This window comes from Paenibacillus sp. FSL H7-0714 (assembly GCF_038003765.1).
Taxonomy (GTDB): domain Bacteria; phylum Bacillota; class Bacilli; order Paenibacillales; family Paenibacillaceae; genus Paenibacillus_AQ.
Genome location: NZ_JBBOPT010000001.1, coordinates 4,824,355 through 4,844,476, shown reverse-complemented (window position 1 = coordinate 4,844,476; position 20,122 = coordinate 4,824,355). Strand labels below are relative to the sequence as shown.

18 protein-coding genes are annotated in these 20,122 nt (G+C 40.6%); 12 read left to right on the top strand and 6 right to left on the bottom strand.

Features of this window, described 5'->3' with window-relative positions:
* Positions 1-59 precede the first annotated feature (59 nt).
* Both NST34_RS21665 and NST34_RS21660 read left to right on the top strand, forming a co-directional pair.
* A complete protein-coding gene (locus NST34_RS21665) occupies positions 60-1,211 on the top strand; it encodes a GntR family transcriptional regulator (protein WP_341128755.1) in 1,152 nt (383 codons plus the stop codon).
* A gap of 226 nt (positions 1,212-1,437) precedes the next feature.
* Complete coding sequence (locus tag NST34_RS21660) at positions 1,438-3,546, top strand: DUF5054 domain-containing protein (protein ID WP_076300538.1); 2,109 nt, start codon at positions 1,438-1,440, stop codon at positions 3,544-3,546.
* Between the two features lie 75 nt (positions 3,547-3,621).
* On the opposite strand, the gene NST34_RS21655 is transcribed toward NST34_RS21660, so the two are convergent.
* Positions 3,622-4,929 (bottom strand): ATP-binding protein, encoded by a 1,308-nt coding sequence (locus tag NST34_RS21655; RefSeq protein ID WP_076284637.1) that lies wholly within the window; start codon positions 4,927-4,929, stop codon positions 3,622-3,624.
* On the bottom strand, positions 4,922-5,659 hold the full coding sequence (locus tag NST34_RS21650) for a LytR/AlgR family response regulator transcription factor (RefSeq protein ID WP_052404359.1): 738 nt from the start codon (positions 5,657-5,659) through the stop codon (positions 4,922-4,924). The genes NST34_RS21655 and NST34_RS21650 overlap by 8 nt, the downstream gene beginning before the upstream one ends.
* Before the next feature lie 194 nt (positions 5,660-5,853).
* On the opposite strand from NST34_RS21650, the gene NST34_RS21645 reads away from it, so the two are divergent.
* The 3 genes from NST34_RS21645 (at position 5,854) to NST34_RS21635 (ending at position 8,223) form a co-directional block, all read left to right on the top strand.
* A complete protein-coding gene (locus NST34_RS21645; RefSeq protein ID WP_076284638.1) occupies positions 5,854-6,765 on the top strand; it encodes an ABC transporter ATP-binding protein in 912 nt (303 codons plus the stop codon).
* 3 nt (positions 6,766-6,768) lie between these two features.
* On the top strand, positions 6,769-7,566 hold the full coding sequence (locus tag NST34_RS21640; protein ID WP_076300537.1) for an ABC transporter permease: 798 nt from the start codon (positions 6,769-6,771) through the stop codon (positions 7,564-7,566).
* Between the two features lie 297 nt (positions 7,567-7,863).
* On the top strand, positions 7,864-8,223 hold the full coding sequence (locus NST34_RS21635) for a hypothetical protein (protein WP_060622809.1): 360 nt from the start codon (positions 7,864-7,866) through the stop codon (positions 8,221-8,223).
* 35 nt (positions 8,224-8,258) lie between these two features.
* On the opposite strand, the gene NST34_RS21630 is transcribed toward NST34_RS21635, so the two are convergent.
* Positions 8,259-9,521 (bottom strand): serine hydrolase domain-containing protein, encoded by a 1,263-nt coding sequence (locus NST34_RS21630; RefSeq protein WP_341060122.1) that lies wholly within the window; start codon positions 9,519-9,521, stop codon positions 8,259-8,261.
* Positions 9,522-9,587: 66 nt separating this feature from the next.
* On the opposite strand from NST34_RS21630, the gene NST34_RS21625 reads away from it, so the two are divergent.
* The 4 genes from NST34_RS21625 to NST34_RS21610 all read left to right on the top strand — a co-directional run bounded on the left by NST34_RS21625 (position 9,588) and on the right by NST34_RS21610 (position 14,827).
* Entirely contained in the window at positions 9,588-10,271 is a 684-nt protein-coding gene (locus NST34_RS21625) for a response regulator transcription factor (RefSeq protein WP_076300532.1), read from the top strand.
* Positions 10,272-10,274: 3 nt separating this feature from the next.
* Positions 10,275-11,543, top strand: a complete 1,269-nt coding sequence (locus NST34_RS21620) for a HAMP domain-containing sensor histidine kinase (protein ID WP_341128754.1) — start codon at positions 10,275-10,277, stop codon at positions 11,541-11,543.
* Positions 11,544-11,708: 165 nt separating this feature from the next.
* Positions 11,709-12,482, top strand: coding sequence for an ABC transporter ATP-binding protein (locus tag NST34_RS21615; RefSeq protein WP_341128753.1), 774 nt, complete (start codon positions 11,709-11,711; stop codon positions 12,480-12,482).
* Positions 12,483-12,484: 2 nt separating this feature from the next.
* The gene (locus NST34_RS21610) at positions 12,485-14,827 is read left to right on the top strand and encodes an ABC transporter permease (protein ID WP_341128752.1); all 2,343 of its coding nucleotides are present in this window, start codon (positions 12,485-12,487) and stop codon (positions 14,825-14,827) included.
* An 86-nt stretch (positions 14,828-14,913) separates the two neighbouring features.
* On the opposite strand, the gene NST34_RS21605 is transcribed toward NST34_RS21610, so the two are convergent.
* The gene (locus NST34_RS21605) at positions 14,914-15,342 is read right to left on the bottom strand and encodes a VOC family protein (protein ID WP_042189935.1); all 429 of its coding nucleotides are present in this window, start codon (positions 15,340-15,342) and stop codon (positions 14,914-14,916) included.
* Positions 15,343-15,530: 188 nt separating this feature from the next.
* Positions 15,531-15,929, bottom strand: a complete 399-nt coding sequence (locus NST34_RS21600; RefSeq protein ID WP_094870196.1) for a DUF2871 domain-containing protein — start codon at positions 15,927-15,929, stop codon at positions 15,531-15,533.
* 349 nt (positions 15,930-16,278) lie between these two features.
* On the opposite strand from NST34_RS21600, the gene NST34_RS21595 reads away from it, so the two are divergent.
* On the top strand, positions 16,279-16,494 hold the full coding sequence (locus NST34_RS21595) for a hypothetical protein (RefSeq protein WP_234532155.1): 216 nt from the start codon (positions 16,279-16,281) through the stop codon (positions 16,492-16,494).
* A gap of 116 nt (positions 16,495-16,610) precedes the next feature.
* Here the strand turns inward: NST34_RS21595 and NST34_RS21590 are convergent, their stop codons facing one another.
* Positions 16,611-17,576: an NAD(P)H-dependent flavin oxidoreductase gene (locus tag NST34_RS21590; protein WP_341060124.1), complete on the bottom strand. Its 966-nt coding sequence runs from the start codon at positions 17,574-17,576 to the stop codon at positions 16,611-16,613.
* Between the two features lie 208 nt (positions 17,577-17,784).
* Here NST34_RS21590 and NST34_RS21585 point away from each other — a divergent pair, with 208 nt between their 5' ends.
* On the top strand, positions 17,785-18,447 hold the full coding sequence (locus NST34_RS21585; protein ID WP_341060125.1) for an MgtC/SapB family protein: 663 nt from the start codon (positions 17,785-17,787) through the stop codon (positions 18,445-18,447).
* 509 nt (positions 18,448-18,956) lie between these two features.
* Complete coding sequence (locus NST34_RS21580) at positions 18,957-20,114, top strand: ROK family transcriptional regulator (protein ID WP_076286571.1); 1,158 nt, start codon at positions 18,957-18,959, stop codon at positions 20,112-20,114.
* The last annotated feature ends 8 nt before the right edge of the window (positions 20,115-20,122 follow it).

Here is a 20,122-nt window from a genome sequence, read left to right as displayed (position 1 = left end):
GATGTCCCATTCGAAATATTTAGACTAACGGCATAGAAGAGTAAAGGGTGAAGACTCGAATGGATAATCAGGATCATCAAAAAGAGCGGAAACCGCTATTATATATACAGACAGCTAATCATGTTATGGAAGAAATCAGGAAGAGAAAGCTTCAGTCACATGATCTCGTCCCATCTGAAGGGGAGATTGCCAAGTTGTACGGTGTCAGTCGCATGACGGCGAAGCTTGCTTTGCAGATCTTGGAGAAAAAAGGGATCGTTTATCGCCATGCCCGTCGTGGGACATTCATATCCGCTGATTACCACCATACACATTCCGGTGAACAGATGCTGGAGAAGGCGATCGAGGAGAAGAAATCGATACGAAGGATTGCATTGGTGATTCCTAATATGGATGATTATATCGGTAGAATAATTACTTCCGTCGAAAAAGAAGCGCGTGAAGCGAATTGTCATTTACTCATTCGAATGACTGGGGACAAAGAAGACGAAAGCATATGCTTGCAAGAGCTGTATGATGATCAAGTAGAGGGTATTATTTTATATCCGCGTGGGAGTACGCAGTGCAGTGAGAAAGTATTGGAGCTTAGTCTATTAAACTACCCTCTAGTTATCATCGATCGTATCTTTCGAGAGGTGCAGATTGACTGTGTCTACCATGATCATTACCATGGGGCTTATAAAACCACCCAGTATTTGATTGAGAAAGGCCATCAGGAAATCGGATATCTTTCAATGGCATTTGATGGTGTGACGAGCAGGGAAGACCGGTATAGAGGTTATCTTCAAGCTATGTTGGATCATGATCTGCCGGTAAACAGTCGTAATATTTACTTGAGCTGCTCAGAAGATTATATGCATCAGTTGAATGCTCCGAATGTGCAGTTGGCGTCATTTTTAGGTAATAATTCCGCTTTAACGGCAGTCGTATGTGCAGACGACTATATCGCTACATCATGCTTATATACGGCAATCTCCATGCAAATATTGGTTCCGGATCAATTGTCAATCATAGGGTTTACCGACATTCAATTGGCGAGCTTGCTGCCTGTTCCATTAACTACAGTAAGACAAGCTACAGAGAAACTCGGACAAGTTGCTGTCCAGCGAGTTGTTAAACGGATGGATAATTCACGTGAAGGAGCACTAACGATTAAGATTGATACCACCATCGTCGAGCGAAGCTCCGTTAGACCCAACATTATTAAATGATCCGCTTGAAAATTACCTTTTGAGACTCTTTCCCCACATTTTTGTGGAGGGAAGAGTTTTTTATATCAGTGACATAAAAGCGCGATAATGTATTTATCATGTTATTTAATGATATTATTTCAGACTATTTGATTGTATAGATCAGTGACATATACTAGTCTGTAAATAGATCGTTGGAAATTCCAGTTTTCAATAAGCCATAATCTAATGGAAGCAGGTCGGGAAAATGAATAACACTAAGAAGGTCCATGTTGTATTTAAAACGCATTTGGATATTGGGTTCACGAATTTGGCTGCGCATGTATTAAGACAATATATGGAAGAGTATATTCCGAAAGCGATCGCTTTGGCCGATACATTAGAGGCTGAAGGTGGTCGCGCGCAATTTGTATGGACGACTGGATCCTGGCTAATTCGTTATTATTTGGATCACGCACCTGCTTCGGAAAGAGAAGCGATGGAGAAGGCAATTCGTAAGGGACATATAGTGTGGCATGGGTTACCGTTCACTACACATACTGAGCTTATGGATAAGGAGCTTTTCCGATACGGGCTAACGATCAGCCAAGAGCTTGATCAACAATTTGGGAAACAAACGATAACCGCAAAAATGACGGATGTGCCAGGTCATACCTTGTCCATGGTTCCGTATATGCAGAAAGCAGGCATTCAGTATATGCATCTCGGAGTTAACCCAGCCTCTATGCGTCCTGATGTACCAAAGCTGTTTCGCTGGCAGGCAGGGGATGGCAGCGAATTAATTGTGAACTATGCCGGAAGCTACGGAGAGCCGGTTGAGATTGAAGGGATCGACGATATATTGCTATTTGCGCATACGGGTGACAATTGTGGGCCGCCAAGTGCTGAGGAAATCGAAGAGCAGTTCCGTGAAATCCAAGAACGATACCCTGACGCTGAGATTATTGCGTCTTCACTAGATGCATTTGTTAGAAGTCTTATGCAAGTTCGCGAGCAGCTTCCTGTGGTTAGTGAAGAAATCGGTGATACTTGGATTCATGGTGCAGGGACAGATCCATTAAAACTTGCCAAGCTTCGCGAGCTTCAACGTTTGAGAAGCAAATGGCTGTCCGAAGGAAGCTTAGACGAGCATAGTATTGCCTATAAAGGGATGAGCGATGCTATGTTGATGGTAGCAGAGCATACATGGGGTTTAGACGTAAAGAAATGGCTTCCTGACTTTCGAAACTATGCGAAAAAAGATTTCAATGATGCTAGAATCAAGGACGAGATTGATGTAGACGATATTCCTGCGAAATTCAATTATATTGGTGCATTCGCTATGGATGAATTCGATAAACATTCTAGTGGTTTATTTACCTCAGAACAGAGCGTCCGGAAGTATTCGATGATCGAACGTTCCTGGGCGGAGCAACGGGGCTATCTGGATCAGGCAATCGCATGCCTGGATAAAGATAAACAAGCGGAGGCAAAGGAAGCGTTCGGTAGGCTAGAGCCTACGAGGAAAGATTGTTCCGCTGATTCTGAGCAGGTTAGTGTCCAAGGGGTGTACGCGGTTGAAGGTTATAAACTGACCTTTGGCGTGAATGGCTCACTTGTTCATTTATCGGACGCTAATGAGAAAGTATGGGTAGACGAAAGCCATCCCTTCGGCGTTTACGCCTATGAGACGTTTGGAACGGAGGACTACGCCAGATACTTCCGTACCTATATGCAAAATTTAGGCTTCACCCATCCATGGTCTGATGCCGACTTTAATAAGCCTGGCTTTGAATTTGTTCGACCATTACCTAGCCATCAGCTATATGAGCCCATCGTGACTGATATGAAGCGAGTAAATGGAAAACGGTTCTTGCTACGTTTACGTATGCCGGTACAAGCCTATGAATTATATGGTGCGCCGAAAGAACTTGAATTAGTGTATGATTTTGAGCATGAAGGTACGGTTGACGTATCACTGCAATGGTTCGGAAAAGAAGCCAACCGCCTTCCAGAAGCAAGCTGGTTCGGTTGTGCATTGAATGTCGATAATCCTAATCTTTGGTTGATGGATAAGATGGGCTTGCCAGTCTCACCTTTGCGTGTAGTGAAGGACGGGAATCGTAATCTTCATGCCATTGGACGTGGCGTTAGTTATCAGGGGGCAGATGGGAGCGCCTTTATCGAAACCATGGATGCTGCGTTGGCTGCACCGGGTCAAAAAAGACTGCTACAATTCGATAATTCTTTTGTTTCTCTAGATAAAGGATGGCATTTTAATTTGCACAACAATATCTGGGGTACGAATTTCCCTATGTGGTACGGTGAAGATGCAGTATTTCGTTTTCGTCTAAATTTACAATCGAACCGTAAGTAAAATAATAAATGTACTTGTGACTGAAATGCACCCCTTAGAATAAACATTGGAAAACCCTCTGGGTCCGATGTCTTTCTATGAGGTGCATTTTTGCTCAGTTTCTGCAACTGATAAGATCTCAATGTTAAAAAGACAAATTTCCACTTGGAAAATTTGGTTTTCATAGGTGATATCCCATATTCCGCCGATTTCTTCTACCGCATTCTTTACGCTTTTTAGACCGATACCATGAAAATGCTTGTCTCGTTTTGTTGTGGCTAATTCTCCGAAATGATTCGTACGTATTGAATGCTGATATGGATTCTGTATTCTGATAAATAAAGTACCCTTATGATAATGAAGTTGGAATTTAATATAAGGCTGAGTCACACCTGGATGCCTGCATGCTTCTATCGCATTATCAAGGGTGTTCCCTAGAATAATGCTAAATGCATAAGCATCTAGGTCAAGCTGAGGTGGAATCTTAATATCCGTTTGAAAGGAGATACCCAGCTTTTTGGCAAATTGCGACTTGTAATTAATGATAGAGTCGATTAGGATGGAGCCGGTATTACTTTCACCTGAAGAGAGTTCTATTACTCCAAGAAGCTTATCCACATCATTCAGTCCGGCTTCTTTTTCCCCAGCTTGTAATTGAGACCTCAGGCCGAGCAAGATATTCCTGAAATCATGTTGAAACGTAAAGACTTCTTGCTGCCTTTCTTTCGTGAGCAGATACTGGTTCATATAGTAGGTGTTCTGCTGTTCCAACAAGTAGTTTTTATTCTGTGCCGATTGTATGGTTAATACACGATCACACAAAAGAATGATCAGGAAGTTGATCAATAGCATTCCTCCGGACAAAGTCGGATACAACGCCGGATATTCCCGCAATGACAGCTCGCCCGATAATTTTGCAATACTGAGAATGCTGATAAACGGAAAGCAGAACAGCCCGATCCAATACCAACTGCTTAGACTGCCCTCGCCAAAAGCTTTGGTAAAACGAAGCGTGATCTGTACCAGTATAAACATCAGAATCTTAGACAAAAACAAGGTAAAGATGTATCCGCTTGTCGTATACACAGGTGCAGTAGCTGCATCTGAAAGAATAATCAGTGCGACTATAAATAAAGCAGCACCAATACGCCATTGTATTTTTCCTTTATACAAAAAGGACAAGAGAACGATCCCCACTATATTAAGCCCTAGCATCCATAAGCCGGGGAGTGGGCTGTAATGAAGGAGGAGTACGAAAATATAATAAGCAGTGTATACGGAATAAAGGATTACTTTGGATTCCCAAAGCCGTGGGAAACAATGGTCATAGAAATAATGAATGATAAATGGGAGAGCTGCCAGTGTGAGGGCATAGAACAGCTCATCCAGTAGAATATTATTCAAGCAGACTCCCCCTGAATTGCAAATAACTCTTTTTCACTACGGTGCTTTGCTTATCGCTAATCGGAAGTTCTTCCCCACTCGTTAATACAATTTTTTTGCCCTGAATTTGTTTTATGTAATCGAAATTCACAAGATACGATTGATGAATCCGCACAAACTGCTTCGAAGGTAGCTTTCCTTCTTCTATAGATAAAGTACTGTAATATTCCGTTTGATCTTCCGTTGTTTGCAAAATGATTTTTCGGCGATCACTTGCCAAGTACATAATATTACGGATTGGAATAAGTAGTTTAGTTCCACTTTGGTGTACAGGCAGTAATTTTGGTTGGTTTTGCTGACGCTTGACCTTTATTTGCTGAATCATAGAGATTAGTTTTTTTTCAAAAGACTCGTTATGTATAGGCTTCTTTATAAAACCGGAAGGTTGAACGTCAAATAGTTGAACATGATACTCTTCGTGGCTCGATACGTAAATCAACCGAACCCTATCATTATCACAATCTCTCCGTAATATATGACCCGCTGTTATTCCGCTTATTCCCTTCATTTCTATATCCATAAAAATAAGATCAAATGGACAACCATGTTGAATGGCTTTCGTGAAACTTTCACCAGAATAGAATATCGATACCTCTATCTTTACAGTCTGCTGAATGGGATGGTTAAGGATCAATCTCTCAATATATTCTGTTGCCTTGAAATCATCATCACAAATAGCAATATGTATCATGTGAAATTCCCCTCCTGTGTTATAAATAATAATACATTATATGGGAGTATAATCAACCTTTATCCTTTTAGGGATCACTTGGAAGCGGCGAAAGTTACATTTATTCCCGTGTTTTTTACCATTGCGATTAGTAATTCTAGTAAACATGCTAATTTAATATCAATTAGTAGCAGACGGTATGGAGGAGTTGAAAAATGAATACAACAATCTTTGAAGCTGAGGGATTAACTAAACAGTACGGCAGTGCAAATGCGCTTCATAATATAAATATGCAGATTAAACAGGGTGATATCTATGGCTTTGTAGGTGAGAATGGAGCAGGTAAAACCACACTCATGAAAATAATTAGTGGATTAGTTTACCCTACAAAAGGGACTATCCAATTGATGGGTAAAAGTAGTGAGAAGGACATCGCACGAGTCAGAAAAAAAATGGGGGTTTTAATAGAGCTACCTGCCCTCTACCCCCATATGAATGCTGAAGAGAATTTAAGCTTTTATTGTAAGATTCATGGTATTTCGGATTTCAAGAGAATTAAAGATGTGCTGAATTTAGTGGGACTAACGGATGTTGAAAACAAAAATACAACGGAATATTCTCTGGGCATGCGTCAACGCTTAGGGCTGGCAATTTCCCTTCTCAATGAACCGGAATTTTTAGTGTTGGATGAACCGATTAATGGACTTGATCCTACAGGAATTGTAGAGATGAGAAAATTATTGGCTAAGCTGGCACATGAAAAAGGGGTTACCATCTTGATTTCCAGCCATATCTTGAGTGAGCTCCAATTGTTAGCTACCAAATTCGGGTTTATTCATAAAGGGCAGTTCATTAAGGAAGTCTCTGTGGAAGAACTCTTGCAATCAGCCGAAGCGCAAATTTGTATTAAGACCGTTGAAATAGCTGCAGCAATAAACGTGCTTAAGAACGATCTTAATATTCATTCGATCACATTGTCAGAAGCCGGAGAAATATTGGTTCCCAAGGATTTGACAGATCTTGAACAGTTAATGTCAACGTTAATTAGAAATGGAATTCCACTTGAAGGAATCAACCTGTCCACAGCAAATCTTGAGCATTATTATATGGATCTGATAGGAGAATGAGAAATGAGGGATTTTCTGAAAGCTGAGTCTTACTTTATAAGAAGGGATATCATGTTTAAGGGAATTTCTCTTCTGTTCCTTATAGCAAGTCTGGTACTAGCAATCTGGATTGGCGGTAAAGGTGGTTTTGAAATCGGTAATCTCGCGGAACCCTTAACGATTGTGACACCTTTATCTTTATTTTTTTATTTTATTATTCCAGTTTACGTATGTTTTTTTGCAACCGAAGGATTTGAATATGGATCTATCAAAGTTATCCTGGCTTCCGGACAAAGTAGGTTTATCTATATCACGGGGAAATACCTTTCTGTTTTTAAAATTATTATATGGTGGATTTTACAATTTACAGTAGTGTTTTATCTCGCTTATATGATAGCTGCTTTGATAATTGGGACTGACATCGGTAATCGTAATTTTTCTGCTGACTTGATTCAGGTTTCCCGTGTACTGGGATTAAATATCCTTTATTTATCAGCTTATGCTGCTCTAATCATTATGGTAGGTATTCTTATTAAAAGAACGGCTTCAGCGGTGGTTGTAACTTTTTTAATTATATTCGGAGACTTCATGATATCCGGTTATTTCCGTGATGCTTCCTCCGCATTGTTAAGGGGGATTTCAGACCATGCTTTAACGACCCAAGTTATGAAGTTTTCCGGAATCTACGTCGTTAATTCACAACATATAGTCCTAACCGGAGCAAAGAGCTTTATGGAAGTGGTGCTGATTCCTGTGATTATCATAGCTATTAGTTTGTCTGTCACCTATATTTCATTTGGAAAAAGAGATATACACGCGTAGATAAAGGAGGAATTGAAATGGACAGGGGTAATAGGTCACCAAAAACGATCGTTATTGTAGGTGCGTTGCTAGCTATTGTAGTTTTTGTTGTTCTTTTTGTTGGTATTGAGATGGGATGAGGCTAATATAAAATCTCCGGCAACAATATTGCCAGGAGATTTTTTTGTTCAGGGCTTGTTTTTGATTGGGCTGATATCGGAAGAGTACTGAAAGTCACAGAGGATTATTTTAATTATCGATATAATGAAAGCGTTATCTTTTTTATTGCAGTTTACTTAAATTAAAAGGAGATAAGCTATGAGAGTGAGCAAAGTTTCTTTTAACCAGCTTGTGTTTATTTGTTTAGGGATTCAATACATGTTAATGCATTTGTTCTCTGCAGGCGAGGCGATTGTCATCACATCCATAGAGCTTGTTATATACATGATTTTTACCGTTGTTGGCCTTGTAGGATTTTTTATGCGGAGCAGAAAAGTGGATAGTGAGGCTATTTCCGGATTGGTCGCATTATTCTTCAGTGTATTATGGATGGTATCTTTATTTTCGCAATTTAAGAAAGAAAGCTACCCAGATGCTTTAACGGTAATTAATTCGCTTGGCGTAGCTACTGCCTTACTTGTGCTTCTGGCTGAGTTCATCATTATAGCTAAGGCCTAGCGTAAACACAAACAAAAAAAACAAGACAGGTCTATTTAAGACTTGTCTTGTTTTTTGTGCATCCCCAGAAATGAAAGCTCACCCTGTGCATTCCGCTTAAATTCATACTCTGAATCATGCTTCGTATGATGGAATCCTGTTTCCGAGATTGGATAAAAGGGAGTGACCTCTACATCATTCCAGACAAAATAGTAATCTTGCCCACTACGCTCCACGCTCGCTTTGCAGCCATATCCCTCATAGGTTCCCATATATGAAGCATAAATGCTGTCATCAAGCGGGAAGGCATGTGGAGAGACAGGCACCCTTTCAGGTTCGCCGAATACTAATCCAGCTAGCGATTCTGTTAACTTAGTGACGGGTACGCAATCATAATTAGTCAACATGATGACGCTTGTTTGATCTTCAGGGTATCTATGCAGTTCACTTCGGAAGCCGCGATAGGCACCGCCGTGATACATTCTTTTTCGATCAAAACGTTCGTCCAAGAACCAACCGAATCGATATTTGAGATTACTGGAATGAAAAGCCATCTCTAGGGTGTTATGAGACACTAATTGATCAGAGTACAAGGCTTGATCCCACAGGAAAAGATCGGCAGCCGTCGAATACATCCCGCCAGCGGATAAGATAGAACTCATATCTATGTATTCCCCCTGAGTATACTCTCCCCAAGAAGAATGATAAGGCGAGGCTAATTTCGGAATAATTTGCTGGTTGTTATAAACTCCTGTATTTACCATGCCCAGAGGCTGTAATATAAAAGTAGTGATATAATCTTCAAATGTCATCCCTGTAATCTTCTCAATAATCATCCCCAGCAAATAATAACCTGAGTTGTTATAGGCAAATGAAGTGCCAGGCATAAATGCAGGGGGCTGACTCACAAATAGCTGAAACATCTCCTGTGGAGTCAGCTTTAGCTTATTTAATTTTTGATTATATTCGGGTATGGAAGTGTAGTTGGCTATGCCAGAGGTATGTCCTAGCAGGTGAAGGATGGTAATCCCCTCTAGTGCATGCTGCTGAGGGAGATATTTTAGGATTGGATCTTCCAGTCTGAGACGTTTTTGTTCTTTTAGCATCAGGATAGCCATGCCAGTGAATGATTTGGTAAGTGACCAGATCCGGAATTTGGTATCTAAAGTGTTCGGGACCTGATGTTCAAGATTCGCATATCCGTACGCTTTATGTAACTTGATTTCTCCACGTTGAGCTATTAAGACTGTGCCGCTTAATGGCCAGCTTTGTTCGTATTTATCTAAATAGTGCTCCAGACGCTGGAACTGTGTATCCACAGGTAACCCCTCCTTAAAGGCATATTCTAACATAATAATAAATTCAGTTGAAGTGGAGAGAAATCGATGAGATATGATTGTTTGATTATTGATGATGAAATTGAGCTTGCGGAGACCACCTGCGAATATTTTAATTTGTTTGATGTTCAAACCGCATTTGTTACGAGCGCCGATGCCTGTCGGAGCTTTTTGAGTGAGCATCAGGTGTCGATGTTACTCCTAGATATTAATTTAGGTGGTGAATCCGGCTTCCAGTTATGCAAAGAACTGCGTCAGACGACCGGGATTCCCATCCTGTTTATTAGTGCCCGCTCCAGTGAGGATGATGTATTAATTGCGCTAGATATCGGGGGAGATGATTATATTCATAAGCCGTATACCCTGAGAGTGCTGCTGGCAAAAGTAAAGGCGGTGCTTAAACGGTACAACAACGAAGTTGTAGCCGAGTCCTCCCTTCTTGAATCCGGACCCATCCAGATTGATCCCGAACTCAGAAGGGCAAGTCTTAACGGCGTACCCCTCAAGCTGAAAACAATGGAATATAAATTGCTAAAGTTTTTGATCCAGCATAAAAATCGGGTAATCCCTAAAGAGGAGCTATTTACAGGGGTATGGGGTGATGTTTTTGCGGGAGATGGCACCTTGAATGTACATATCCGTCATCTTCGAGAGAAGATCGAGCAGAATCCTAACGATCCGCAGTACATCCGTACCGTATGGGGCATCGGTTATGCTTTTGAGGATAAATAAGCTATGACTAAAAAACTGTTGATAGCTCTGATGCTCACTATACTCGCTGCAAGTATAACTCTCTTATTGCTGATATTTAATTTGAAAGTGGAGACCTCAACAGACCGAGTGGCGATCAATACCATTGTTAAGCTTACAGAGCAGCATTGGGATAAGCTTGAGCCGAAACTGTACAAGGAAAGTCCCTATGATTTCGCCATTATTGATACTTCTGGTGAGCTAAAATATCAGACTGAAAATGCGATTTCCGTTAGCGTTAATGAAGCTATCAATAATCGGGATACCTTAGTCGACGTTGTTGTTCAGGATCAGCTGGTGGGTAAAGTAATTATTAATAATGATTACCGTACGATTTTTATACATATGAAACAACAATTTATACAAGTTTCTGTTGCAATGCTGCTTTTGCTTACAATTCTAGGCATTCTCTATATTTGGTTCCTGAATAGATCCATTCTTCGTCCGTTTCGCAAAATGCAGCTATTCGCGAACCATGTCGCAAGAGGCGATCTTGAAGTGCCTTTGGAAATGGATCGTAATCATCTATTTGGTGCTTTTACCGAAAGCTTCGATATGATGCGGGAAGAGCTTGCGGCGGCTAGACACAGTGAATATTTAGCGAACAAGAGTAAGAAGGAGCTGGTTGCTAGTCTCAGTCATGATATTAAGACACCCGTCGCTTCGATGAAGGCGATTACGGAACTGATGTTATTAAGCGCAAGAGATGAGAAGACAAGCAGACAGCTAAACACTTTGTATTCCAAAGCGGATCAGATTGATCAACTGGTCACAGACATGTTCCATTCCACCTTGGAGGAGCTGAATGAACTAAAAGTCAGCTTAACGGAGGAGCATAGTCACCTGCTGACCCAAATTATAAATAATGTGAACTTCTACGAACGGATTTCAGCTGCATCTGTGCCAGACTGCATCATTATGGTGGATCCTTTACGGCTGCAGCAGGTCATCGATAATGTGGTGAACAATTCCTATAAGTATGCCTTCTCCGGTACACCCATCGATATTACATTCGAGATTAGGGATCATTATCTGGAGATTGATGTTCTGGATTATGGTCCGGGTGTTCCTGAGGAGGAATTGCCTTTAATATTCAATAAATTCTTTCGGGGCAGTCTGGCCGTGAGCCAGAACGGTGCAGGTCTAGGTCTGTACATTTCTCGTTATATGATGCAAAAAATGCAGGGCGACATTGTATGCTCCAATCGGGAGGATGGATTTACTGTAAAGCTGCTGATTCCTTTAGCAGGATAGAATTAAGAATTCGCTAAGGATTGCACAAAGACATGTTAAGAACATTTAACGTACGATTAGGTTGCAATTACGAATGAGTCTGTGATTGCAGCCATTATATTGTGCGTAGAGCTAGGGTTACTATTAGCGTAATTAATGAGTATGAACGTAAATGGAGTGTTCAACATGAACGAAGTGAATAATAAAGTATTGATGCAGACCCATAAGCTTGGAAAAACCTTTTCCCATGGAGGAACTCAGCAGCATGTATTAAAAAATCTGGATCTGACCTTATATCATGGTGATTTCACGATTATCATGGGCAGCTCTGGTTCTGGTAAATCAACACTGCTGTATGCCATTTCGGGAATGGATAAGCCAACGCTTGGAGAGGTCTTGTTTGAAGGTCAAGATATTACGGCGATGAGTAATGATCAGCTGGCGATATTCCGGCGGAAGAATTGTGGATTTGTGTTTCAGCAGATCCATCTGCTCGATTCAATGAGTGTCCTCGACAATGTATTATCAAGTGCTTTTCTTGTCCAAAAGGATAGAGCTAGGGCTGTGGAAAAAGCCAAAAAGCTGCTCTTAGATGTAGGCCTGGATGACACCATCTGGGGTAAGTTTCCAGCGCAAATTTCAGGAGGAGAAGCTCAGCGTGCCGGTATTATCCGGGCCCTTATCAACAGTCCAAAAGCGGTCTTTGCGGATGAGCCGACTGGAGCGTTAAATAGCTCAGCAGGAATAGGGGTACTGCGTGTCCTAACCGAGGTAAATAAGCAGGGGCAAAGCATAATTATGGTAACCCATGATCTCAAAACTGCGCTGCGTGGTAATCGGATCTTGTATCTGCAGGATGGAGTAGTCATCGGAGATTTGCGCCTTTCCCCTTATAGCGAAGATAATGGACCTGAACGGCAGCAGCAATTACAGTCCTTTCTGACCGAATTGGGGTGGTAGGGATGAGAAGCTTAATAGGAAAGCTTGCTTGGTCCAATATTCGTAAAAGAAAAAGTGCAACGATTACGCTCTTCGTATTGATTATGATTGCTGCGCTGCTGCTGAACATTGGCCTCACGGTCAGCTTGAAGCTTAATTCTTTTCAGCAAGAAAAAATATCGAAGCTAAATACACCTGATATCACCGCTTATTTTCCTTTAAATGAGAATGTGAAGAATTATGAATCTCTGGTGGATAGCTATCCTTATACTGAAACATGGGAGAATGAGGCGGCGCTTCTGCTACCTGATGTAAAGATAAACTACGGGGGAAACAATACAGCTATTGCTTTCTTGATTCTTAATAAGGATTCGCAGCGCTCTATGGGACTATTTAATACCACTTCTCGGTTGGAACCTGCGGATCAAAATACAATTTATTTGCCGTATATCTTTCACGGAGGCTCAGGGTATAACCTTGGGGATACGATCTCGTTTGAATACGATAACAACAAATTTACTTATACCATCGGTGGATTTACGGAGGAACCCCTTTTTGGGACATTGACGAATGGGGCTTTGAAAATATTTTTAAACGATGAAGGTTATAAGCAATTAGAGGAACGGCTTGGGAAAGAAGTTCAATTTAATTTTTTATCTGTACAATTAAACGAACGGGCGAAAGAAGTCAAGCTGGAGCAAAAGTTGAGTGAACAGATTTTTGGATCTGGAAACACAAGTTCATTTTTAGTCATGCGAACTGATGTGGGGCTCGAAGGTAACCGCGTTTTTGTGAATATTTTAGCCGCTATTCTGATTGTATTTGCATTGATTATGGTTGTAATCTCGTTGATTGTGATCAGGTTTCAGATCTTCGGGAATATTGAGGATAACCTAACCAACATCGGTGTTTTGAAAGCGAACGGTTATACGTCAAGGCAGATCATATCCTCATTTCTTTTACAGTTCGTCTCAGTATCTATAATGGCCTCCATACCGGGAAGTTTGATCTCTGTTCTAGTCATGCCCTTAGTAGGTAATATGATTTCGTCTTCGGTTGGACTGTTGTGGCCGACAACTTTTGAATTATTAAGTGCTTTGTTGAGTTTGCTTATCGTTACGGTGCTGATTCTCTTAGTTGCCTACCTGTCTAGTAGAAAGATTCGAAGGATTACTCCGATAGCAGCTCTTCAGAGCGGGCTTCTTACCCACAATTTTAAGAAAAATCATTTTCCGCTAGCGAGCACTTCATTGAATTTGCAATTCGCCTTAAGTCTGAAGTCTTTATTTAGACAGACCAAGCAGAATTTTATGATCGTGCTGATCGTTGCAGGGTTGACCTTTTCGAGTATATTTTGCTCCATCCTTAATTTTAACTTTAAAGGGGATACTTCAGCCGTTTTAGATTTAGTGGGTCTAGAACGTACCAATTTGCAACTTGATCTAAAAAAAGCTGATCATGATCCAAAGATATTTGCAGAAGTAGAGGCCATGCCTGAGGTTCAGAAGATCTCCATATTGGAAGGTAGAGTAGCTTCTATAGATGATTCCAGTTTTATGATCCGTGTATCTGATGATTATGCCAAGCTGGAGACGCAGACGGTCTATAAAGGTAGGCAGCCCATTTTTGATAATGAAATTGCGGTATCCGGTGTAATTGCAAAAATGAAAAATAAATCGATTGGGGACGAGATTCCAGTTACGTTTAATGGGGTAACCCAAAATTATTTGGTGACTGGTCTTAGCCAGCAGATTAATCAGTTAGGTATGGTTGCTACTATAACAGAAGATGGAATGAGAAAATTGCAGCCGAATTACTCAGTCCAGTCCATTAATGTGTACTTAAAGGAAGGGGAAGATCCTCAAATCTTCATTCAAAAGCTTGAAGAACGTCTCCCTGGACAATGGAACGTAACGAACATTTTAGACATGTTAGAAAGCACGCTCAGTACATTCACTTCAGCAGTATCTTCTATGACAGCAGTCATTACCGCGGTCACAATTATAGTGGTTAGTTTAATTTTGTATTTGGTGATTAAGACGTTGATTATGAAACGTAAGCGGGAATTCGGTATTCTTAAAGGTATCGGATATACGACCTTTAATCTGATGACACAGATTACGTTCAGTCTTTTTCCGGTGATTGTAGTTGGAGTATTATTGGGGAGTTTAGCAGGTTATTTTTTCTCGGATTCGGCGTTTGTATTATTGCTTTCAAGTCTAGGCATTTATAACGTTCAGCTGACGGTTAGTCTGCCTCAAGTGCTTCTACTGTGTGCTGTCATTCTAGTTTTTGCTTATGTGGTATCCATGTTAGTTGCAAGACGGATTCGGAAGGTCAGTGTATATGATTTGATTATGGACTAAGAGCTTGAACAAAAACAACGAGATGGAGGTAGGCCGCATCTGTATTAATAGGTTTCACAGCCACTCCATACTCGTTGTTATTTTTATTACATATTCATTCGTCCGTCATCATAATTGAATTGCCAATCGATGCCGAATTTATCTTTTAGACTACCATAACACGAGCTCCAGAAGGTTTCTTGTAATTCCATACCTACTTTTCCGCCTTCTTTAAGCTTATGGAAATATTTCTTTATGCCATCCAAATCTTTACTAACTACCGAAAGACTAATGTTATTTCCTTCCACAAAAGGCATGCCCGGAAAAACATCAGAGAACATTACATTACTGCCTTCGATATTCAAGCGAGTGTGCATAACTAAATCTTTGGCTTCTTCAGGAAGAGTGAAATTGGGATCAGGTGGTGTTTCGCCAAAGGTCATGATTTGTGGACGTTCAACGCCAAATACCTCCGCGTAAAATTCTGCGGCTTGACGGCAATTCCCGTTGAAATTCAGATAAACATCGATAGACATTTACTTCACTCCTTAAAAGTTTTATTGGCTCGAAAGCATAGTTTAAAGTTAAAATTTAAGATATCTCGCGACTTCCATATTGTATCATTTACCAGTGTATAAACAAATATACTTATAGTCTCATTTGGTATGAACTTTTACATGATTATAAAAAGGAGCCGCTGGAGTGTTATCCAGCGGCTCTTTCCCTATGATTTAATTCGTTTACCGAGCAGAATTAGTAGCCATATGATACCGGCTCCTACTATGGCATGACCGAGACCGGCAATATGCGGTAAGAAGCTGATATCAGTCCCGTTAATTTGCAGCATCCCGCGAGTGGCCATAGTACCGATCGTGATCAGGAGACCAATGTTATATACAATGTACCATGCGCCAAAGGATTTAGCTTCATGGATATTAAATAACTTGGCTAGGATCAATGCGATTATAAAGAAGAAGAAGCCCAGTACAAGGATATGAGTATGAAGTGCAACTAAGATGGTGTTTCCTTCGAAATCATTCATTTTGGTAATTTCACGATAAGCAACACCTGCTATCAAACCAAGAATGGCATAGAAAAAAGACGTGTAATACAATTTTTTCATGATCATGACTCCTTTATGTTTATTGTTATATTGAAATCATATCTTTCAAATAAGAACGCAGTATGAACAAATGATTATATAGTGATTAATTTCACGGAATTGACAAAAATAAATCTCTTAAGCATGTCCCACATAGTTTCCACACAATATTCATCTATAATCATTAATATTATTGAACCCCACTATTCATTGAATTCAGGGTGTTCGATGGCACGGGAGGATGAATATGAAAAAAGCGGATTGGATCATAGCCATTCTAGTTATGGGAATGGGTCTGATGTGCATGTTGGTTTCAGCAAATTTTTTTCGTATTGATTTTTTCCGTATTATAAAGTAGGAGATGGTTTTTTTGAAAAGAGGAGTATTTGCAGTAATCTGTGTTGTTATTTTGTCATTTGGAATTGGAACAGCAGCTTATGCTGCCGGGTTTGCTCCAAGCACTTTTAAAGAGATGTTGCCCTTTATGAAAGAAAGACATCCTAACTTAGGTGATTCCGAGCTAGAACAAATGTATAAGAGCTGTCATCAACAAGAGGGCATTTCTAATACTCGAGGAATGATGTAAGGCTATGCTGATATAGAGTCAACTATAAACAACGCCTTTTAAAAAGAACCCTTTGTTGCATACAACAAAGGGTTCTTTTTTTATCTTTATCATCGCATAAGTATCGTATTACAATCTTAAGTTACCGGGTTCAATGCTCCCTGATACTCATACATTAAATTGTCAATAATCTGCTGTACGGACAATATCTCTTTAATCTCATGAACTCTGGACCCGGCAAACACTAACCCGTTCTTAACATCTCCTCTAAGGGAAGTTAGCAGGGATTCCATGGTACAGAAGCGATGCGAACATACCTTTAGACAATTAGAGCATTTGGCTATTTTTAATTTGGCATCATCACTAATACGATCTGTGAATTCATTACGAATCGCTCTGCCATCTAGCCCAACTGTAGACTTAATTAGAATAGTATCACCTTGCTGAGCATCTACATATTTTTGCTTAAAGGCCAGAGGAGCATCACATTCATGGCTCGCCACGAAACGAGTTCCCATCTGAACACCAGAAGCGCCAATCCGAAGGGCTTTTGCGATATCATCTCCCGTCAGAATCCCACCAGCAGCAATAACCGGAATCGAAACGGCTTCTACAACCTCAGGAAGAATTTCGAACATGGATCTCTCTGTGCCCAAATGGCCCCCGGCTTCAAATCCTTCCACTACGACTGCAGAGGCACCAAGTCTTTCGGATATTCTGGCTAATTTGGCGGAGGAAACAATAGACACCACAGGAGTACCATACTCTTTACCCCAAGCATAAATATCTCTGGAAATCCCAGCTCCAGAAATAATAAAGTCCACTTTTTCTTCCAAAGCGACCTTCATTTTATCAGCAAAATCCTTCATCGCGAATAGAACATTCACACCGATATATCCAATCCCTTTTGAGAGCTCTCTTGTTTTGCGAATATGCATTCTCAGTTCATCGGTGGTGATTCCTGTACCAGAAATTGTGCCGATCCCGCCTGCATTGGCTACAGCAGCAGCTAAGCCACTTAAGGATATGCCTACGCCCATACCCCCTTGAATTACAGGAACCTTGGATTTAATATGCCCAAATTGGATTGTTGGTAGTTTCATATACGCACCTCTTTCACTAGTTGTAGACCGTTATATAATGTCTACTGGAGTAACAACTATAAAGGTATCACAGCTAAATCTTTGCAGATGTGACTGTGCGCATGCTCAAACTATGTTAAATATCATGTCCATATTATAGGTGGGGGAAATATAGAAATCCGTTTATGATACAATAAATAGCAATATCATAAGGAGAGAAGGACTATGTATGGAGTTTGAATATTTGCTTCGTGTAGTTGGAGCTGGAATTTGTGGTGTTTTAGTTGGCTTTGAACGAAAAAGTCGGATGAAAGAAGCGGGAGTTAGAACGCATTTTATTGTTGCTTTAGGTGCTGCACTTATGATGATCATTTCAAAATATGGATTTCAGGATCAAGCTGATTGGTCCTATGTTAAGCTCGATCCCGCACGTATAGCTGCCCAGGTAGTAAGTGGAGTGGGATTTCTTGGTGCAGGAATGATTTTCATGCATAGACACACTGTGAAGGGCCTGACAACTGCAGCGGGGATTTGGGCAACGGCGGGACTAGGGCTGGCGATTGGATCGGGTCTTTATATTCTTGGTGGAGGAGCAACGATTATTATCTTACTTGGGCAAAAGATTTTGCATGGCCGATACAGTTGGCTGGCCTCACCGAAAACGCAACAGATTGTGATCTGTCTGACTAATTCAGAAGGAGCCGTGAGTAGAATTCAACAGCTACTTGAAGAAAAAAATATTACCATTTTAAGCTTTCACGCTGAAAATAATAGTCTTGCCTCCGAATTGAATTTAGAAATTATCGTAAAATTTCCTGAATCGTTTAATGCTGTGAAATTGTTGTCACTGATACAAGAGGACGCGTCTGTTAAGGCGATAGAGTTTCAATAATTTTTTTAACACTCCGCATCAAAAGTTGGTTTCTATATGAAGAACTTGCTTTTGATGCGGGTTCAATCTCCATTTCACTATCAATCCGCGCACGATTCTACTCTTTTTCCAATATTCAGATTCACAAAACTTCTGCATCGATCCCAAACCTCTTTTTGTTTTTAAGATATTTCCTCCAACTCTAAATTAAGTTTTTCCTATTATTAGTTTCCACTCGGTCTATTATGAGAGAGGTTTTGGTCTTTGATGTTATGTTTGTGTTATGTATTTATTGGAGATTGTTATAAAAATCACATATTAAACGCTTTCATTTATTTCGAATAAAAAAATATGTCATTTATATTGACATACAATCAATGAGCCTTTATTATTAATCCCATCACTGGAGAAACTAAACTGAAATTTAATCAAATAATACATTAGCGTAGCTTAATTGGCAAATTTTTTCTTATTTTTATAGTTTTATTAGTTTGATTAATGCACTGAAGAAAATAATTAGGAGAATGTCTGTGAAAAAGCACGATCAGGATTTTATGAAGCGGCAAAATCGTTTGACGGTCTTCGAAATCATAAAAAATCAACAACCAATTTCTCGCGCTTCCATCGCCAAACAAACGGGTATGAGCCCTACAACTGTAAGTCGAATTGTTGGGGAATTAACTGAACAGGGCTATCTACTGGATTCGGATCAGGTATCGTCAGGATTAGGTCGGAAATCAACGTTGCTAGCTATGGTTGACGCTTCTGTATTGTCGGTTGGGGTTGAGCTGGATCGCAGTCTTATGATTGTAGGTATCGTAGATTTGCAAGGTAAGCTTCTCTGCAGCAAGCAATACCCGCGTACTCCGGACGAGAGTCCAGACAAGACACTGGAACGAATCAATGAAGCGATTGAACAACTGACGCAGCAGCATGTGATTGACAGAACGCGTATCGTCGGTATTGGCGTTGGACTTCCTGGCATTGTGAATAACGAAGAAGGTATTGTTGTCTTCTCTGTTCAGCTTGGATGGAAGAATGTTGCCTTAGCAAAACGCCTAAAGGAACTAACCGGTTTTGAAATTGCTGTTGATAATGAGTTGAAAGTTAGAGCTCTTGCTGAACACCTCAAAGGCGCTGCTGTTGGATCTGTCCGTACCGCACTATTGGGCTTCGGGCAAGGCGTTGGCTCGGCGATGATCCTTGAGGGAGAGATTTATCGCGGGGTGATGAACAGTGCTGGTGAAATAGGGCATACGACAGTGGATCCTAACGGAATGATGTGCGAGTGCGGTAAGGCGGGTTGCTTACAGACCTATATAAATATCAGTTCATTGTTGTCGGAAGCCAATCGGATTCGTCCGATTCGCACGATCGAGGAGTTATTTGAAGCAAAGGATGCAGGAGAGCATTGGGCGGTTCATTTGATCGAGCGTGCGCTCATGTATATGGCGATTACAATCAACAATGTCGTATGCATGTATAACCCTGATAGTGTGATCCTGAGTGGAGAACTTGTAGACAAATTTCCGGATATTTATGAAGCAGTCGAGAAGCTATATCTTTCACGCTTCACATGGGAACCCCTTCGTGGGTCTTTCTCCATTCATCGTTCGATGTTGAACGAGAATGGTGTAATTATCGGATCTGGACTACTATCGCAAAATCGTTTTTTCGCATTGGATTAAAATAATTA

Excerpts from the sequence above, each read along its gene's own strand:
- NST34_RS21640 (WP_076300537.1), top strand. The coding sequence starts at position 6,769 with ATGAGGGATTTTCTGAAAGCTGAGTCTTACTTTATAAGAAGGGATATC.
- NST34_RS21660 (WP_076300538.1), top strand. The coding sequence starts at position 1,438 with ATGAATAACACTAAGAAGGTCCATGTTGTATTTAAAACGCATTTGGAT.
- NST34_RS21600 (WP_094870196.1), bottom strand. The coding sequence starts at position 15,929 with ATGAAAAAATTGTATTACACGTCTTTTTTCTATGCCATTCTTGGTTTG.
- NST34_RS21625 (WP_076300532.1), top strand. The coding sequence starts at position 9,588 with ATGAGATATGATTGTTTGATTATTGATGATGAAATTGAGCTTGCGGAG.
- NST34_RS21620 (WP_341128754.1), top strand. The coding sequence starts at position 10,275 with ATGACTAAAAAACTGTTGATAGCTCTGATGCTCACTATACTCGCTGCA.
- NST34_RS21650 (WP_052404359.1), bottom strand. The coding sequence starts at position 5,659 with ATGATACATATTGCTATTTGTGATGATGATTTCAAGGCAACAGAATAT.
- NST34_RS21635 (WP_060622809.1), top strand. The coding sequence starts at position 7,864 with ATGAGAGTGAGCAAAGTTTCTTTTAACCAGCTTGTGTTTATTTGTTTA.
- NST34_RS21590 (WP_341060124.1), bottom strand. The coding sequence starts at position 17,576 with ATGAAACTACCAACAATCCAATTTGGGCATATTAAATCCAAGGTTCCT.
- NST34_RS21615 (WP_341128753.1), top strand. The coding sequence starts at position 11,709 with ATGAACGAAGTGAATAATAAAGTATTGATGCAGACCCATAAGCTTGGA.
- NST34_RS21665 (WP_341128755.1), top strand. The coding sequence starts at position 60 with ATGGATAATCAGGATCATCAAAAAGAGCGGAAACCGCTATTATATATA.
- NST34_RS21585 (WP_341060125.1), top strand. The coding sequence starts at position 17,785 with ATGGAGTTTGAATATTTGCTTCGTGTAGTTGGAGCTGGAATTTGTGGT.
- NST34_RS21645 (WP_076284638.1), top strand. The coding sequence starts at position 5,854 with ATGAATACAACAATCTTTGAAGCTGAGGGATTAACTAAACAGTACGGC.
- NST34_RS21605 (WP_042189935.1), bottom strand. The coding sequence starts at position 15,342 with ATGTCTATCGATGTTTATCTGAATTTCAACGGGAATTGCCGTCAAGCC.
- NST34_RS21610 (WP_341128752.1), top strand. The coding sequence starts at position 12,485 with ATGAGAAGCTTAATAGGAAAGCTTGCTTGGTCCAATATTCGTAAAAGA.